This is a genomic window from Cryobacterium arcticum (assembly GCF_001679725.1).
GTDB classification, from domain to species: domain Bacteria; phylum Actinomycetota; class Actinomycetes; order Actinomycetales; family Microbacteriaceae; genus Cryobacterium; species Cryobacterium arcticum_A.
In genome coordinates, this window is the sequence record NZ_CP016282.1 from 4,104,662 (window position 1) to 4,119,853 (window position 15,192).

The following is a 15,192-nucleotide window of genomic DNA, read 5'->3' on the forward strand; positions in this document are numbered from 1 at the left end:
TCGTCCTCCCCGCGTAGCAATCTGGCCTACCGCCAACGGTGCCCGCGGAGCATGGTTCGGCGGCAGCGTACCGCGATCGTGGTACGCCGAGCACCCACGTCCGCGGGCAGACGCCGCCCCGGTTCGATTGACAGAATGGAACGAGCCCGATCACCGGGCGGGAGGACAGCATGCCGAACTCGCGCGAGACCGCAGCATCGCAGCATCCTTCCCGCGCCCCTTTCCGCCGGCCGACGCCCCCGGTGACCGAGCCCGAACCGTTCGAGCGGTCCTTTTCGCCGCTGTCCCGGTTGCCCGCCTGGCTGCGGGACGTCATCGTGGTGCTGTTCGTGCTCGGCCCGAGCCTTGCCCCGCACAGCCTGGGTGGCGCGGCGACCTCGAGCGTCGCCGCCGGCATTCTGGTGCTGGTCTCGGCCGGGTCGGTGCTGTTGCGCCGCCGCGCACCGCTGGTGGGCGCATCCGCGGCCGTCGTGGCCTGCGTGCTGGGGCTCGCCGTCGACGGACCGATCGTGTCGTACCTGATTGCGGTGTTGATCGGCGTTTTCGCGGTGGCCCGCTGGCAGCCGCGGCGCACCTCGCTGCTGTTCTCCGCCACCGCGGTGGTCGTGCTGGCCGCCGCCACCGTCGCGTTCCTCGAGACCCCGTGGAACGACGCGCGGGCGATGCTGCAGCTGGCGGCCTTCGTGGGCTTCGCTACGGCGGCCGGGGATGCCAACAAGTCGCATGCCGCCTATATCCGCGGCATCACTGAGCGCGCCCGCCGCGCCGAGGAGACCAAGGAGTCCGAGGCGCTGCGCCGGGTGGCCGAGGAGCGCCTGCGCATCGCCCGCGACCTGCACGACCTGCTCGCCCACCAGATCGCGGTGATCAACCTGCACTCGAGCGTCGCCTCCCAGGCACTGCCCGACCGGCCGGCCGACGCCGAGAAGTCGCTGGCCACCATCCGTGAGGCTGCACGCACCGTTCTCGGCGAGATCGGCAGCCTGCTCAATGTGCTGCGGGCGCCGGATGCCGCCACCACCGACGAGACCACGGCGCCCGTCGCCGGCCTCGCCGACCTCGAGCCGCTTCTGCTGGACTTCGAACGGAGCGGCCTGCGGGTGGAACACCGGGTGGTCGGCACGCCCCGGCCGCTGCCCGGCGCCGTCGACAGTGTCGCTTTCCGCGTCGTGCAGGAGGCGCTCACCAACGCGCACAAGCACGGCGCGGACCGCTCCTGCCTGCTGCACCTGGACTACCAGCCCACCGGCATCGAGATCACGGTGACCAACACCGTGGCGGCACCCTCACGCCCGGCATCGACGGGCACGGATGCGGCGAGCGCCGCGGCCGGCACTGCCGGGCACGGGCTGCTCGGCGCGCACGAACGGGTGAGCGCGGTGGACGGCACCCTCACCGCCGTGCGGGGACCGGGGCCGGTGTTCCGGTTCACCGCGTGGCTGCCCACCGACCTTCCCGCCTCCTCCCAACCGAATGGTGCCTCATGATCTCCGTGGTCCTCGCCGATGACCAGACCCTGATCCGCACGGCCGTGGCCGAACTCGTTTCGCACGAGGACGGGTTCATCGTGGCCGGGCAGGCCGCCAACGGGCGCGAGGCCGTCGACCTGGTGCGCGAGACGCGTCCGGACATCGTGCTCATGGACATTCGGATGCCCGTCATGGACGGCATCCAGGCCACCGCGGCCATCTGCGCCGACCCGCTGCTGGCGGCGACCCGGATCATCGTGCTCACCACGTTCGAGGAGGACGAGTACGTGCTGCAGGCCCTGCGCGCCGGGGCCAGCGGTTTCGTGGGCAAGGGCACGGAGGCGCCCGACCTGATGAACGCCATCCGCACCGTGCACGGCGGCGACGCGCTGCTCTCGCCGCGCGCCACCAAGGCCCTGATCGACCGCTACACCGCCCCCGACGCGCCGACGGCCCTCGTGGTGCCGGCCGCGCTGGCCTCGCTCACCGAGCGGGAGCGCGAGATCCTGCTGCTGGTGGGCCGCGGCCACGCCAACGGTGACATCGCCGCCGAACTGGTGATCAGCCCGCACACCGCCAAGACCCACGTGAACCGCATGATGACCAAGCTCGGTGCGCACGACCGGGCCCAGCTCGTGATCATCGCCTACGAGTCCGGCCTGCTCGTGCCCGGTTCGCCCTGAATCGGGCAGGACGCTCCGGCCGCTTGGCGCCGTGGCCCGACGGCTGTATCGTGCAGCTGAGCCGCTCCCTCACGTACTGCTCGGCACCGTCCTCCAGGAGGCCACGATGGCACACAATGCACTGGCAAGTTGGACTGACGGGCCGACGAAGCAGGCCCTCGTGGACTTCATCACGACTGCCGTATCCCCCGGCCCAGGCTTCATTCCCGTCGCTGATCGCATCGCCGCCTTCGACAACGACGGCACCCTCTGGTCGGAGCAGCCGTTGCCGCCGCAGTTCGATTTTGTCTTTCGCCGCTGGAGCATGGAGGTCGAGGCCGATCCTGCGCTGGCCGGTAGACAGCCCTACAAGGCGCTGATCGAGCACGACCGGGACTTCTTCGCGGGACTCGAAACACAGGACCCCGCCACCGTCCAGGCGGTCCTTGATGCATTCAGCCGGACCTGGGCCGGGAGCACCCCCGAGGAGTTCGATGCCGAAGTGACGCGCTGGTTGGAGACCGTGCGGCACCCCACCCTCAATGTGCGCTACCTCGGCCTCGTCTACCGGCCGATGCTCGAACTGATCAAGTACCTCCAGGCCAACGAGTTTCGTGTCTTCGTCTGTTCCGGTGGCGGCCGGGACTTCATGCGCGTGTTCGCAGAAGAGACCTGGGGCATCCACAAGGAGAACGTGATCGGCACCGCCGCGGACTTCCGGTACTCAGACGGGAGAATGGTCCGTTCCGGTGGCAGCTTGGGCGGACTGGACATTGGGCCCGGCAAGCCCGAGCACCTCTTCGCCCAAACGGGCCGGTTACCTGTTCTCGCCGGCGGGAACGCCGACGTGGACGTCGAGATGCTCGAATCCGCCCAATTCGCTCTTCTTGTCAACCACGATGACGGCGCCCGTGAATTCGAGTACACCGCGGGAAGCGGCCGAGCGATCGAGCGCGCCGTCGAACTGGGGTGGACCGTCGTGAGCATCAAGAACGACTGGAACACCGTCTTTGGTCCCGTCGGTCCGGGGTGAACTGACCCGCAACCCATGAGCGGTGCGGCTCGGCCCAGCGTGGCGTGCCCGCCCGTGCGGCCAGAATCACCGTCAGCTGTAGTGCCGCTCGCCCCGCGCGGCCTTCTCCACCACGTCACGGATGCGCGCCGCGCGAACCGCGGGCATCTTGATGCTGCCGAGCCTGAAATAGATCTGGAACCTCTGCACTTTGGTGAGCCCAGCGATGAAGGCGGCGGCGGCCGGGTCGGCGTCCAGCGCGACCTGCAGGTCGTCCGGCGGCACGGCATCCTTCTGCCGATAGGCGGCTTCCCAACGGCCGTCAGCCTGGGCTCGTTCGACCTCGGCGAGCCCCGCCGGCTGCATCCGGCCCTCCGCGATGAGCCGGGCAACGTGCTCCCGATTCACCTGCGACCACGGGCTGTTCTTGCGGCGCGGCGAGAAGCCCGTGAGCGTGTAGTCATCGTCGAGCCGACTGGTCTGGCCGTCGATCCAGCCGTAGCAAAGCGCCACATCAAGGGCCTCGGACCAGGTCATCCCCGGAGCCGCGGAGTTCTTCTTGCGCAGCTTCAGGCGCACCCCACCGTGGTCGGGAGTGCCGCGCAGGTAGGCCTCCCACTGCTCGACGGTGACATCGAGGGTCACCCTGTCGTTCATGCCCACCATGGGCCCATTTTACAAACGACGCCGCCCTCGAGGGGTCCGGTTCAGGGCGCTCGTGAAGGGACGGTTCGGCGACGACGAGGATGACTCCGGCGAGATGAGTCGGCTCGCCGCATTAGATCGTGACGATACTGATGCTGCTCGAACCGTGCGCCAGCACGTTGCACAGGGCGTGCACCGCCACCGGCTGACCGGCGGTGAGTTGTGCGCTGTGGTCGGCGTGGTTCCAGACCCACAGCGTTTCCGGGAGGGCGTCGTACGGGAGAGCGTCGTTCGGGTCGGCCTCGTCGGCCGGCCCGAGCAGCGCGATCCCGATCCATCCGTCGGCGGTCGCGCGCACCACGATGCCGTCGCTCCACTGAGTCGGGGTGGCGGCGGTGAGCCGCGCCTGCATGGGCCGGAGCTCGTGTCCGGCACCCTCGTTCACACAGTCGTCCTGGTCCGTGTGATTACAGCGGAGCATGTGCAGCGGTTGGGTGATCATGTGAACGTCCTCCAGGAGGGATGCGTGCTCGGGTTCACCGAGTCTAGGTACGCAGTTTCGGGGTGTCGCCGTCGCCCGTCACAGTGTGAAACAGACGCCGCGCGAAACACACGCCGCGCGAAACACAGGCCGCGTGAAACACACGCCGCGTGAAACAGAGGCCGCGTGAGACACGGCCGCCTCAGCGCCGGATGCCGGGCACCAACCGGGGCACCAGTCGCACCAGGATCACCATGCCCAGCAGCTCGACGAGGGTCTGGGTCACCACGGCCAGCGGGACGAGCTGCAGCGAGGCCGGCAACGCGAGAGCCAGCGGCAGCACGACCAGCGAGTTGCGGGTGGCACCGCTGAACACCAGGGCGCGGGCCGCCGGGGCGTCGAGGCGCCAGACCCGGGCCGCGAGGACCCCGACCGCCACCATGACGGTCAGGAAGGCCAGGTAGACCGGCACGAGTCCCACCAAGGCTGCCGCCTGGGCACCCACGGCGGAGACCTGCGAGCCGACGACCACCGCGAGGGTGAGCATCATCAGCGGCACCATGAGCGCGCTCATGACTGACTCCGTAGCGTGCGCGGCGCCGGCGGTGCGCGGCATCCGGGAGCCCGTCTGCAGCAACCCGGCGGCGGCCAGGGGCAGCACGATGAACAGCAGGAACGCCCGGGCGAACGGGCCCACCTCGATCACCCCGGTGGCCGCCGGACCGGCGAAGAGCAGCAGGTAGACCGGCAGCAGCAGGATCTGCAGCAGCATCAGCAGGGGGGTCGCGGCGAGCAGCCGGTCACGGGCTCCCCCGGCGAGGCCGGTGAACACGATCACGTAGTCCACGCACGGGGTGAGGAGCACGAGCAGCGCACCGAGAAGCAGGGCACGGTCGCCGGCGATGACCCGGGTCAGAGCGAAGGCCACCACCGGCACGATCGCGAAGTTCAGTACGAGTACGGCGCCGAGAAAGCGGATGTCGCGCACGGACCGGCGCACGTCCGCGAGGGGAACGCCCAGGAAGGTGGCGAACAGCAGCAGGCCGAGTGCCGGGGTGATCAGGGCGGTGAACACCGGCGCGATGGCCGGAACCAGCCACCCGGCGAGCGCCCCGGCGGCGATGGCGGCCAGGTACAGCGCCACCTGCCGGCGCTCCAGCCGCTGTCCGATCCCCGTCATCGTCCCACCTTAGGGGCGCACGGAGGCCGCCCGTCGAGCCTGGCGCGCGCCGTCGATCGAACCCGTCGCGCAACGTCTGTCGAGCTTGTCGGACGTTGGTCGAGCTTGTCGGACGCTGGTCGAGCTTGTCGAGACCCGGTGCGCGGGTCTCGAGACACGTCACGAGGTCTCGACAGGCTCGACCGACGACGGGGGCGCGACACGCACGCACGTCACGAGGTCAGCTCCCGGGCTCCTCCCGCTTGGCGTTTCGCCGCAGGTGCACATCCGTGATCGTCACGTTCACGGCCGCGATGTTCAGCTCGGTGTGGTGCAACAGCGACGTCGCGATGGCGTCGCGCAGCCGCTGCGCGGTCTGCGGCATCCGCTCGCCCCAGAACACGCTCGCCTCGACGTTGACGGTGACCGGGCTGCCCGGGGTGGCCACATCGCCCTCGAGGCGGCACTTGCCGATAAAGGTGCCGGCAACACCGTCGCCGGCCGTGCGGATCAGGCCTCTGACGGCGCCTTCGGTGAGGCTGAGGCTGGCCTTCGGTGACGGGTGCGACACCGGGATGGACCGCCCGGCGCGCGCTTCCCGGTGGATGTTGTTGAGGATTCCAGTCACCCAGCTGTCGTCCCTGGCCGGTTCGGCCGAGACGTCTTCGGCGAGGATGTTGCCGGCGAGGGCGCGGAAGCGGCTGAGTGCGTCGTAGGCGATCCGGTGCTCCGGGGCCTCGCCGAGGAACTCGTCCGGCGGGGTCTCCCCGCGGTCGAGATAGTCGCTGAGGTGGGCGATGAGGTCGCGGCTCGCGTCGTCGTGAGGGAGTGTCATCGCCATTCCTCCATCTCTTGCATGAGCTTCTGCCTGGCCCGGGCGAGGAGTCCCCGCACCGTAGAGGGCGGCACGTCGAGTTCCTCGGCGATCTCGGCGTAACTGTGCCCGCCGATCTCCCGCAACGTCCAACATTCGCGCTGCGATTCGCTCAGAGTACCGAGTGCACGTGTGAGTCGCTCCCTTTGTGACGCAGCTTCGGCCTGATGGTGAGGAGATTCTGATTCTGGCGCAGCCACGTCCCAGTCCGCCAGGGGCTGATCCTGGCGCCGTGCACGGATGCGGTCGATCGCCTTGCGGCTGGTGATCCGCATGAGCCAGGCCTTCGTCGCCGCGGGGTCCTGCAGCTCGGGCAGGCGCTCCCACGCTGTGATGAAGGTTTCCTGCACCACGTCGTCGGAATCGCTGGTCGAACCCAAAATACGGGTCGCGTAGGCGCGCATCAACGGCCCGTGCCGTCGCACGATCACCTCGAACGCTCGCACGTCACCGTCGGCTGCACGTGCGGCGAGGATCGCGTCGGTGGCGTCGCTGAGTGGCGACCGCTCATCTGACCCCGTGGTTGTCACCGGAGACCTCTCTCTACTCAAGCCCGCTCTCGTGGCAAATACTCGATGTTCGTGACGAACAGTCCGCGAGATGCGTCTGAACAGTATCAATGAGTTTCGGAGAGAAAAAATCACCCGCCGGTACCGCTGCGTGCAGCATAGTGGCTAACTGGGCATCCCACACGGCCTCACTGCCTCTCTCCGAACTACCGACACAGGAGCACGACTCATGACGAACCTCACCCCGGACAGCACCGTCCCCGGCTCCACCCCGGTCCTTCCCGACGGCGCCAGCGCTCCCGCCACCACTCCGGGCGGCGAGTCGCGTGGCAAGACCGTGATCAACGACGCCGTCGTCGCCAAGATCGCCGGACTCGCCCTGCGCGATGTGGCCGGGCTGTACGCGCTCGGCGGCGGCGCCGCACGCGCGCTCGGCGCCATCCGTGACGCTTTCAAGAGCACCGATCACACGCAGGGCGTCAGCGTGGAGGTGGGTGAGGGCGAGGTCGCCGTCGACGTCACCCTCGTCGCCGCGTACCCCGTGTCGCTGCAGCAGGTGGCCGAGGACGCCCGCACCGCCATCATAGAAGCGATCGAGGGCCTCGTGGGCCTGCACGTCACCGAGGTGAACGTCACCATCACCGACGTCCACCTGCCCGAGGAGACCGACGAAGCCGGCGAGGCCGACGCCCTGTGACCGCAGCCACGGTGATCCAGCACCGACGCGGAAGCACCCGCATCACGACCCGTGCCATGACCCGGGTGGTCTCGGCGGTGGCGGCAGATGCCCTCGGCGTGCGACCCAGCCAGGTCTCCGTGCGTCTGGCCGACGCCGACGGCGGGCTCGACCTCACGGTGCGCGCCCCGATCCGGGTCGTCCCCCTTCACGACTCCCCCCTCGACACCGCGGCGGAGACTCCTGCAGACGGCACCATCCTCGACCGCACCGACCGGGCCCAGCGCCGGATCCGGGGCACCGTGGCCGACCTCACCGGGGCCCAGATCGCCGGGGTGGTCGTGCGGCTGACCGGCGCACGCATCCGCCGCCCCGACCGGGTCGACTGACCCGCCCACCACAGCTCCACCAAACGATCGGCACACCATGAACGGCAGCAGCACCACATCGGCTCCGGGCACCCTGCCCCGGCGCCTGGCCGTCACGGTGCCGCATTTGCGCCCCGTGAACCGGGCGCACCGGTCGACCTACAAGCGGCTGCTGCGACGCGAGACACACTCACCGCGCACGGTGGCCGCCGTCTCGGTGGCCTCGGTGATCATCGCCGGATGCCTGTACGGCGGAACCGAGCTGGTGCTCGAGTTGCTCGACCGGCCGGCTCTGCTCGTCGCGCCCACCGACGCCGTGGCCTACGTGAGCCAGGTCAACCGGTTGGCGCCGGCCATCCTGCTCACGGCGGGCATCCTCGCCGGTCTTGCCGGCATCGCGCTCGTTCTGGTGGCCCTGCTGCCCGGCCGCCGGGCCCGGCACGAGGTTGACTCCGACCGCGCGGCCGTCGTGGTGGACGACGATGTGATCGCGGCGTCGCTGGAGCGTCGGGCATCCGTCGCGGCCCATGTCGCCCCGAACAATGTGGACGTCACGGTGTCCCGGCGGAGCGCCACAGTGCGTCTCACCCCCGAATCCGGGGTGCTGCCCAACCGGTTCACCGCGGAGAAGGCCATCGCCGAGGCGATCGCCTACGACGCGTTGCGACCGGCCATCGATCCCACCGTGGTGATCACCCCGACCGGACGGGTGGACGCATGAATGGCACGAACCGCCTTCTCAACCGAGCCTTCGTCCTGATGGTCGGTTTGCTGGCCGTGGTGCTTGGCGCCGCCGCTGTGGCCCTGGTCGCCGTGCCCGACTTCATGCGGGCCTGGGCGCGCACCGCCCCCGACGTCACCGCCGGGCTCACCGATCTCCTCGCCGGCACGGCCATCGGCGGCACCGGGCGCAGTTGGGTGCCGATCGCGGCGCTTCTCGTCGCGGCGCTTGTCATCGCGGCGCTGGTCGTCTTCATCGCGCGCCAGGGCCGCGGCCACACCGAGCGGCTGATCGAGGCCGAACCGACCGCGGACGGAGCCACCATCGTGGACGCCGCAGTGGCCGAGGAGATGCTCGCCGCCGCCCTGCAGGACCGCCCGGAGTTCGTGGCAGTGACCGTCTCGACCTATCCGGTGCACGGCTCGCCCGTGCTCAAGGTGTCGGCCACCGTGCGACGCGGAGTCTCACCGCGGGATGCGATCACGGTGATCGAGACCGCCGTGCACGGACTCGACGCTGTCCTCGGCGCCGAGGTCCCGGTGCTGGTTCGGCTCGGCGGTGGCTTGCAGAGCCGGCTCACAGGCCGCGCCCGGCTCCGGCCCAGCGGCACGGCCCGGCCGGCGCCCGGCCCCCAGACCCATCCGACCCCCCAGAACCACCCCCTAGAGAAAGAGAGAACACGATGAGTGGATCAGACAAGATCGAGAACGCCGCCCAGGACCTCGCCGGTAAGGCGAAGGAAGCCTTCGGCAAGGCCACCAACGACGACTCGAAGGTCGCCGAGGGCAAGTCCGACCAGACTCAGGCCGACCTCAAGAAGGCCGGCGAGAACGTCAAGGACGCGTTCAAGAAGTAACCCGACAGGTCACCCGGCCGGCGCTGCCTGATCCGCGGCGCCGGCCGGGCAGACCGCCGCGGCACGCACATCCGTCTCGGCCTCCCGCGCCGTCCAGGGCAGCGTCACCGCGGTCGTCGTGCCGCCAGCCTGCGGCCCCTCGGCCTGGGCATCGGCGGCGAGCACGGCCAGCCACCGGGCCAGGGCCAGGATGAACTCCTCCCCGCCGCTGGAATTGTTGACCGAAACCACCACCACCAGCCCGCTCACCGGATCGGTGAGCGTGGCCGACAGGAAACCGGGAATCATTCCGGCCCCGCCCCGCAGCGGACCAACCTGCTCCGCCCCCAGCCCTTGGCGGCGCCACCTGGACGCGCCATCCTCCGCCACGGTCTTCCACTGCTCCCCGACCGTGTCCGGCTCGAGCAGACTCCCCGTGGCCAGCGCCACTGACCAGGTCCTGAGGTCCTCGAGGGTGGAGACCACCCCACCGGCCACCCCGGTCATCGACGGCGACAGCTGCGTCACGTCCTGCATCGTGGTGCAGTCCGGCGAGCCGCCCGGACCGGCCGCCGCGGCCCATCCGTGCGGGTGGTCGAGCGCCGGCTCGAGCTCGCCCGGCCCGGGGTACGCCGTGGTGTCGAGTCCCAACGGGTCGAAGATATAGCGCCGGTAGAGGTCCGCCCACTGCTCACCCGTGGCCGCCTGCAGGGCCTGACCGAGCAGCTGGATGCCCACATCGGATCGGTTCCAGTCCCGGCCGGGCTGACCGGCCCGCACAGAGCCCATTCCCCCCGAAATCAGCTCCATCGGTGCCCACTGCCGGGTCGGGTTCGCGATGAATTGCGGGTCGAGGGCGGGTTGGCCGAGCCCGGAGGTGTGCTGGCACAGTTGCCGCAGCGTGATGCCGTCCAACCCCGGCGGGCGGGTCAGGTAGGTGGAGACCGGATCGTCCAGGCCCACCCGGCCCTCGTCGACGAGGCGGAGCAGAACCGTGCAGGTCATGGCGGCGGTCAGGGTGCCGATCCGGAACTGCATGCCGGCGTTCACCGCGGCGCCCCCGGTCGGTCGGCCGGTGCCGGCCTCGAGCTGCGTGCCGATCCGGCCCGGGCTGGCCAGCCAACGCCCCACTCCCGGCAGCCAGACGCCGGCGATGGCCCCGGATGCGCCGGCCAGCCGCAGGCCCTCGGCCAGCGCCTCATCGAGGGAGGCGGTCGTGGCCGGCGCCAGGGTCCCTGATGCCTGCTCGGGCCCGATCGGAATCGGGCTCCGGGCGTCGGCGCATCCGTTGAGGGCAAGCGCCAGACTCGCCAGGCCCAGAGCCGCTGCCGTTCTCCACCGGCGCCGCGCCCGTGCGTGCGTTCGCGCGTGGGGAGGTGTCGGCAGGGGGCCCATGCCGGGCAGTGTACCCAGAGTGCTGCCGACCGTGGCCGGGCGCATCCTTGGGTCGTCGCCGCCCTGCTGCCGCGCTCGGGGCGGTGCAATACTGTGCACATGATCCACTCCTGGCAGGGTCGCCCGCACCGCTCGGCGACGTCTCGGCTGTGCGGCACACTTCTGGTCCTGGCCGCCGGCACGCTCACCCTGTCCGCCTGCGGGGTGCCGCTCATCCCGACCCTCGAGCCCTCCGCCACACCGTCGACGAGGAGCTCCGCCACGCCCACGGCGACTCCCACCACCGGTCCGTCCACAGCGCCGTCAACGGGCCCTTCCTCCGGTCCCGGCCCACAGCCCCCGCAGACGACCGCTCCCCAACCGCCCAGCTCGCCCCGGCCTCCGAAGCCGGCCGCCTGCACCACCGACCAACTCACCTTCGGCCTGCAGAGCCGCCCGTTCGACAGCGGCATGAGCAGCTTCTTCTGGGATCTGAGCGTCACCAACGCCGGTACGCAACCGTGCACGGTGAACGGGTACCCCACGGTGCTGCTGGTCTCGTCCGGACAGCCCGTCGGGGCCGCTTCCGGATTGGAGCCTCGGGCACAGCCGTCGCTTGTGCGACTGGACCCGGGCCAGTCGGCCTTCAGTCTCCTGCACCTCACCCAGGCCGGTGCCCACGTTTGCCCGATCGTGCCCGTCACCGAGCTGGCCGTGACCCCGCCCAACAACGACCAGTCCACGCGGGTCGCCACCCCCAGCCCCATTGACGGCTGCAACGACGCCACCACCCAGCTCGTGAGCACCGGAGCCTTCGCCCCCACCCCTGTAGCCTTCTAGCCCGCCCTAACCCTCCCGCGAACGGTGACTCAAGCACCGAGAATGCCCCGAATCCGGGATTTCTCACAGTCGCGGCTAACAGAGGAGGGTGGAGGGGCTAGTCCTTGATGCGCTCGATGGGGGGCGTGACGCGCAGGCCCTCCATGAAGCGGAGGACGTTCTCGTCCACGATGATGTCGCTGGGGCGCAGAGGCCGGGTGAGGTAGAGCCCGTTCAGGCTGGTGAGCCGGCTCAGGGCCACGTAGGTCTGCCCCGGGCTGAACACCCGCGTGCCCAGGTCCACGATCGCCTTCTCGTAGGTCGCTCCCTGCGACTTGTGGATCGTGACCGCCCAGGCCAGACGCAACGGGAACTGGGTGAACTCGGCCACCACGTCTTTGCTGAGCTTCTTGGTGGCCGCGTTGTAGGTGTACTTGTACTTCTCCCACACCGTCGGCTCCACCTCGTGGGTGGTGCCGTCGATGTCCACGTAGACGGTTGAATCCACCCGGGTGACGGTGCCGATCGTGCCATTCACCCAGCGCGGGCCGCCGTCAAGCGGGTTGTCGTTCCGCAGGAACATCACCTGGGCGCCCACCTTGAGCTCGAGCACCTCGTCGGCCGGGTAGGTGCGACCGCCGAAGTCGCCGGTGACCTCGGCCTTGGCCGAGAGCGACTTACCGGAGAGCCGTTTGAGCGCGGCCGCGTTGATGCGATTCACGGCGTCGTTGCGGGTCGCCAGCGTGATGACGCCCTCGGACGGGGGCGTGCGGGCCCCCGCGCCGTTGAGCGCGCCGCCGATCTCGGGGGTCACCTGGCCGTATCGCACGGCGTTGAGCATGGTCTTGAACCCGGCGTCGTGCTGGCGGTGGATCTCGGTGAGCTCGAAGATCTTCAGCTCGGCGCTCTGCCACACCTTCGCGTCGAAGAACCACATCGACCGGTAGGTGTCGTTGAAATACGCCCGCTCCTCCGGGTCGCCCGGTACCGGCGCCAGCTGGTACGGGTCGCCGAAGAGCACGATCTGCACGCCGCCGAAGGTGTCGTGCGGGCGCTGCCTGGCCTGCCGCAGGCTGCGGTCGATGGCGTCCATCAGGTCGGCGTTGACCATGGAGACCTCATCAATCACCACGGTGTCGATGGTGTTGAGGAGCTTCCGCAGCTGGTCGTTCTGGTCGATGGCGTGGTCGGCGATCACCCCGATCGGCAACCGGAACAGCGAGTGCAGGGTCTGCCCGCCCACGTTGAGCGCGGCGACGCCGGTGGGCGCCGCGATGACGATCTGCTTGCTGGTGTTCCAGGAGAGGTGGTTGAGCAGCGTCGACTTACCGGTTCCGGCGCGGCCGGTGACGAAGACGTTCTGTTTCGTGCCCTCGATGGCAGCGAATACCTCGGCCTGTTCGCGTGAAAGCGGGATCTCGTTCGGAAGCGCGGTCACGGGGTACTTTCGGTGGGATGGGGAGGCGGTGCGACGGATGGCTCGAGGGCGGTCGATGACCACTTCCACTGTAACCGCCCGGCCGCGACCGCCCCACTCCCGGCCCGGCCGGTGGATAACTTCGGTTGCCACCGGTCACTGCACCAGCAGCTGCACCGGGAAGTCGTACTGTTCGCTGCCGTCCTTCAGGCTGTTGTCGAAACCGACCAGGTCGTAGAACCCGGTGGAGAGTCCGGCCGGGATGTCCAGCGTGGCGCTGAAGTCCGACTCCTGGGTCCCGTCCGCCGCCATCACGTCCTGCGTGAGAAGCGCGGCACCGGATGCGTCGCGCAGCTCCAGGGTGAACTGCGCCTCGGGCACCAGGGCCCGGCCCACCACGGTGAGGGTGCCGCCCGGAACGACGGTGTCGCCGCATCCGGGTGAGGTGATGATGATCGGCGGGCGCTCCGTGGTGAGGGTGAGCGGACGCTCGACGACGTTTTCAGCGCTGCCGGCGGCGCTCTGCGTATAGGCCCGCAGCGTGACGTCCTGCTCCGCATCCGGCGGTTCGAACGCCAGGTCGGTCTGCCAGGTGGCGGAGGAGCCGGAGCCCGGCGTGGCGGTGATGTGCCGCACGCAGAGGGGCTGACCGTCGGCATCCAGCAGGTCGACCACGAGCTTCGAGTCCGACGTGCTCGCGGTGCCCTTGATCGTGACGGGAACGGTCACCGGGGCGTCGGCCATGGGGCTGTCAATGGTGATGGTCGCTGCCGGTGACGGCGTTTCGGTGGCCGTCGCGGAGGGCGTCGATGTGGCGGATGAGCTCCCCGACGGTTCCGGTCGCGGGCCGGGTGCACACGCGGCCAGCACACAAGCCAGCAGGGCAGCCACGGCGAGAACCCGCCGCTTCCGCCCGGCTCGCGGGGCCGATCGAGCGCTGCGCAGCACCATTTTTCACTCCTTACGATGCTGGGAGCATAGCCCGGCCGTCCGCCGCCGGGCAGCCCGGGCCGAACACCGCCGCGGCCGGTGTGAGCCCATGCCGCAAAGCCTCCCCGTAGGATATGGAGGTGAGCTATGGGGTCGGGGATGCGGTACCACGGGGGCGCTATCTGCGTGCCGTGATCGCAGTCTGCCTGGTTGTCGTGCTCCTCGCCGCCGCCCTGGTGGCCGCCATCGGCTCGCTCAACCGTGATCTGTACAGCGCCGGCGGCTTTGTGCGCCAGTACCTCACCGCCCTGGCCGCGCACGACACCGACACCGCCCTGGCCCTGCCGGGCGCCGAACCCACGGATGCCGAACTCGAGGCCGCCGGCCTGCCCCAGGACCTGCCGCGCACGTTGCTGCGCCCCTCGGTGCTGGGGTCGATCACCGACATCGAACTGGTCAGCGACGAGCCCAGCTCCGCCGCGACCGGCATCGGCCAGAAGAGCCAGCACACTGTCGTGTACGACTTCACCCTCGACGGCGCCAAGACCTCGATGGAGTTCACGGTCAAGCGCCTCGGCACCGTCGCGGGCCTCTTCAGCACCTGGGGATTCGCCACCAGCCCGCTGGCGGTGCTGCAGGTGACCGTGCTGCACGATGCCGGGTTCACGGTGAACGGCCTGACCCTCGACACCCGGGCGCACGCCGCCGCCGACGCGCCGGCCACCTTCTCCAACCAGGGCGCCTACCTGGCCTTCGCGCCCACCGTCTACGACGTCTCCCACGATTCGTCGCTGCTGACGGCTCCCGTGCAGAGCGTGCCCGTCGTCACGTCTGGCGCCACCGACATCACGGTGGATGCGATGCCCAACGACACCTTCACCGAGCAGGTGCAGACCAAGCTCAACGAATACCTCGACGAGTGCGCCACCCAGCAGGTGCTGCAGCCGTCCAGCTGCCCCTTCGGGATCGAGATCGACGACAGGGTCACGTCGGCCCCGGTCTGGTCCATCGCCGAGTACCCCGAGGTGGCCCTCACCGGCGGCGACAGCTCGTTCGACATGCCGGACACCATCGGCCAGGCCCACATCGTGGTCGACGTGCAGTCCCTCTACGACGGCGACCGCACCACCCGTGACGAGGACGTGCCGTTCTCCCTGGGTATCAGCGTCACGATCCAGCCGGACGGCGCTCTGGCCATCCAGCTGCGCTGACCCCGCCACGACAGCCTCGACGTCGCCGAA

At 69.8% G+C, this 15,192-nt stretch carries 18 protein-coding genes; 10 read left to right on the forward strand and 8 right to left on the reverse strand.

Annotated elements, in window-relative coordinates:
* The first annotated feature begins 242 nt into the window (after positions 1-242).
* The 3 genes from PA27867_RS18875 to PA27867_RS18885 all read left to right on the forward strand — a co-directional run bounded on the left by PA27867_RS18875 (position 243) and on the right by PA27867_RS18885 (position 3,164).
* Positions 243-1,487: a sensor histidine kinase gene (locus PA27867_RS18875; protein ID WP_066598584.1), complete on the forward strand. Its 1,245-nt coding sequence runs from the start codon at positions 243-245 to the stop codon at positions 1,485-1,487.
* Positions 1,484-2,152: a response regulator transcription factor gene (locus PA27867_RS18880; protein ID WP_066598585.1), complete on the forward strand. Its 669-nt coding sequence runs from the start codon at positions 1,484-1,486 to the stop codon at positions 2,150-2,152. Before PA27867_RS18875 ends, PA27867_RS18880 begins: the two co-directional genes overlap by 4 nt.
* Positions 2,153-2,258: 106 nt before the next feature.
* Complete coding sequence (locus PA27867_RS18885) at positions 2,259-3,164, forward strand: HAD family hydrolase (protein WP_066598586.1); 906 nt, start codon at positions 2,259-2,261, stop codon at positions 3,162-3,164.
* A gap of 72 nt (positions 3,165-3,236) precedes the next feature.
* On the opposite strand, the gene PA27867_RS18890 is transcribed toward PA27867_RS18885, so the two are convergent.
* The 5 genes from PA27867_RS18890 to PA27867_RS18910 form a co-directional block, all read right to left on the reverse strand.
* Entirely contained in the window at positions 3,237-3,809 is a 573-nt protein-coding gene (locus PA27867_RS18890; RefSeq protein ID WP_066598587.1) for a YdeI/OmpD-associated family protein, read from the reverse strand.
* A 112-nt stretch (positions 3,810-3,921) separates the two neighbouring features.
* A complete protein-coding gene (locus tag PA27867_RS18895) occupies positions 3,922-4,290 on the reverse strand; it encodes a hypothetical protein (protein WP_066598588.1) in 369 nt (122 codons plus the stop codon).
* Positions 4,291-4,471: 181 nt separating this feature from the next.
* The gene (locus tag PA27867_RS18900) at positions 4,472-5,449 is read right to left on the reverse strand and encodes an arsenic resistance protein (RefSeq protein ID WP_066598589.1); all 978 of its coding nucleotides are present in this window, start codon (positions 5,447-5,449) and stop codon (positions 4,472-4,474) included.
* 220 nt (positions 5,450-5,669) lie between these two features.
* The gene (locus tag PA27867_RS18905) at positions 5,670-6,263 is read right to left on the reverse strand and encodes an Asp23/Gls24 family envelope stress response protein (RefSeq protein ID WP_066598590.1); all 594 of its coding nucleotides are present in this window, start codon (positions 6,261-6,263) and stop codon (positions 5,670-5,672) included.
* Positions 6,260-6,832: an RNA polymerase sigma factor gene (locus PA27867_RS18910; protein WP_066598591.1), complete on the reverse strand. Its 573-nt coding sequence runs from the start codon at positions 6,830-6,832 to the stop codon at positions 6,260-6,262. The genes PA27867_RS18905 and PA27867_RS18910 overlap by 4 nt, the downstream gene beginning before the upstream one ends.
* Positions 6,833-7,040: 208 nt before the next feature.
* Between PA27867_RS18910 and PA27867_RS18915 the strand changes: the two genes are divergently transcribed.
* Genes PA27867_RS18915 through PA27867_RS18935 form a run of 5 tightly spaced genes read left to right on the forward strand, consistent with a single transcriptional unit; the run spans position 7,041 to position 9,432 of the window.
* Positions 7,041-7,508 carry an Asp23/Gls24 family envelope stress response protein gene (locus tag PA27867_RS18915; protein ID WP_066598592.1) on the forward strand — a complete coding sequence of 156 codons (468 nt, stop codon included), beginning with the start codon at positions 7,041-7,043 and terminating at the stop codon, positions 7,506-7,508.
* Positions 7,505-7,876 (forward strand): hypothetical protein, encoded by a 372-nt coding sequence (locus PA27867_RS18920; protein WP_066598593.1) that lies wholly within the window; start codon positions 7,505-7,507, stop codon positions 7,874-7,876. Before PA27867_RS18915 ends, PA27867_RS18920 begins: the two co-directional genes overlap by 4 nt.
* A gap of 37 nt (positions 7,877-7,913) precedes the next feature.
* Positions 7,914-8,576: a hypothetical protein gene (locus tag PA27867_RS18925; RefSeq protein ID WP_084021318.1), complete on the forward strand. Its 663-nt coding sequence runs from the start codon at positions 7,914-7,916 to the stop codon at positions 8,574-8,576.
* Positions 8,573-9,262: a hypothetical protein gene (locus PA27867_RS18930; RefSeq protein WP_066598594.1), complete on the forward strand. Its 690-nt coding sequence runs from the start codon at positions 8,573-8,575 to the stop codon at positions 9,260-9,262. Before PA27867_RS18925 ends, PA27867_RS18930 begins: the two co-directional genes overlap by 4 nt.
* Positions 9,259-9,432 carry a CsbD family protein gene (locus tag PA27867_RS18935; RefSeq protein ID WP_066598595.1) on the forward strand — a complete coding sequence of 58 codons (174 nt, stop codon included), beginning with the start codon at positions 9,259-9,261 and terminating at the stop codon, positions 9,430-9,432. The genes PA27867_RS18930 and PA27867_RS18935 overlap by 4 nt, the downstream gene beginning before the upstream one ends.
* Before the next feature lie 9 nt (positions 9,433-9,441).
* On the opposite strand, the gene PA27867_RS18940 is transcribed toward PA27867_RS18935, so the two are convergent.
* The gene (locus PA27867_RS18940) at positions 9,442-10,806 is read right to left on the reverse strand and encodes a serine hydrolase domain-containing protein (protein ID WP_167550871.1); all 1,365 of its coding nucleotides are present in this window, start codon (positions 10,804-10,806) and stop codon (positions 9,442-9,444) included.
* 99 nt (positions 10,807-10,905) lie between these two features.
* Here PA27867_RS18940 and PA27867_RS18945 point away from each other — a divergent pair, with 99 nt between their 5' ends.
* Positions 10,906-11,625: a DUF4232 domain-containing protein gene (locus tag PA27867_RS18945; RefSeq protein WP_066598597.1), complete on the forward strand. Its 720-nt coding sequence runs from the start codon at positions 10,906-10,908 to the stop codon at positions 11,623-11,625.
* Between the two features lie 97 nt (positions 11,626-11,722).
* Here PA27867_RS18945 and PA27867_RS18950 read toward each other — a convergent pair whose 3' ends face one another.
* The gene (locus PA27867_RS18950; protein WP_066598598.1) at positions 11,723-13,042 is read right to left on the reverse strand and encodes an ATP-dependent DNA helicase; all 1,320 of its coding nucleotides are present in this window, start codon (positions 13,040-13,042) and stop codon (positions 11,723-11,725) included.
* A gap of 135 nt (positions 13,043-13,177) precedes the next feature.
* Positions 13,178-13,972 (reverse strand): Gmad2 immunoglobulin-like domain-containing protein, encoded by a 795-nt coding sequence (locus tag PA27867_RS18955; protein ID WP_084021319.1) that lies wholly within the window; start codon positions 13,970-13,972, stop codon positions 13,178-13,180.
* Between the two features lie 170 nt (positions 13,973-14,142).
* Here PA27867_RS18955 and PA27867_RS18960 point away from each other — a divergent pair, with 170 nt between their 5' ends.
* Entirely contained in the window at positions 14,143-15,162 is a 1,020-nt protein-coding gene (locus PA27867_RS18960; protein ID WP_157109304.1) for a hypothetical protein, read from the forward strand.
* The last annotated feature ends 30 nt before the right edge of the window (positions 15,163-15,192 follow it).

Bases quoted from the DNA above. Each gene is read 5' to 3' on its own strand.
- PA27867_RS18880 (WP_066598585.1), top strand. From the start codon at position 1,484: ATGATCTCCGTGGTCCTCGCCGATGACCAGACCCTGATCCGCACGGCC.
- PA27867_RS18885 (WP_066598586.1), top strand. From the start codon at position 2,259: ATGGCACACAATGCACTGGCAAGTTGGACTGACGGGCCGACGAAGCAG.
- PA27867_RS18890 (WP_066598587.1), bottom strand. From the start codon at position 3,809: ATGGTGGGCATGAACGACAGGGTGACCCTCGATGTCACCGTCGAGCAG.
- PA27867_RS18895 (WP_066598588.1), bottom strand. From the start codon at position 4,290: ATGATCACCCAACCGCTGCACATGCTCCGCTGTAATCACACGGACCAG.
- PA27867_RS18900 (WP_066598589.1), bottom strand. From the start codon at position 5,449: ATGACGGGGATCGGACAGCGGCTGGAGCGCCGGCAGGTGGCGCTGTAC.
- PA27867_RS18905 (WP_066598590.1), bottom strand. From the start codon at position 6,263: ATGACACTCCCTCACGACGACGCGAGCCGCGACCTCATCGCCCACCTC.
- PA27867_RS18915 (WP_066598592.1), top strand. From the start codon at position 7,041: ATGACGAACCTCACCCCGGACAGCACCGTCCCCGGCTCCACCCCGGTC.
- PA27867_RS18925 (WP_084021318.1), top strand. From the start codon at position 7,914: ATGAACGGCAGCAGCACCACATCGGCTCCGGGCACCCTGCCCCGGCGC.
- PA27867_RS18930 (WP_066598594.1), top strand. From the start codon at position 8,573: ATGAATGGCACGAACCGCCTTCTCAACCGAGCCTTCGTCCTGATGGTC.
- PA27867_RS18935 (WP_066598595.1), top strand. From the start codon at position 9,259: ATGAGTGGATCAGACAAGATCGAGAACGCCGCCCAGGACCTCGCCGGT.
- PA27867_RS18940 (WP_167550871.1), bottom strand. From the start codon at position 10,806: ATGGGCCCCCTGCCGACACCTCCCCACGCGCGAACGCACGCACGGGCG.
- PA27867_RS18945 (WP_066598597.1), top strand. From the start codon at position 10,906: ATGATCCACTCCTGGCAGGGTCGCCCGCACCGCTCGGCGACGTCTCGG.
- PA27867_RS18955 (WP_084021319.1), bottom strand. From the start codon at position 13,972: ATGGTGCTGCGCAGCGCTCGATCGGCCCCGCGAGCCGGGCGGAAGCGG.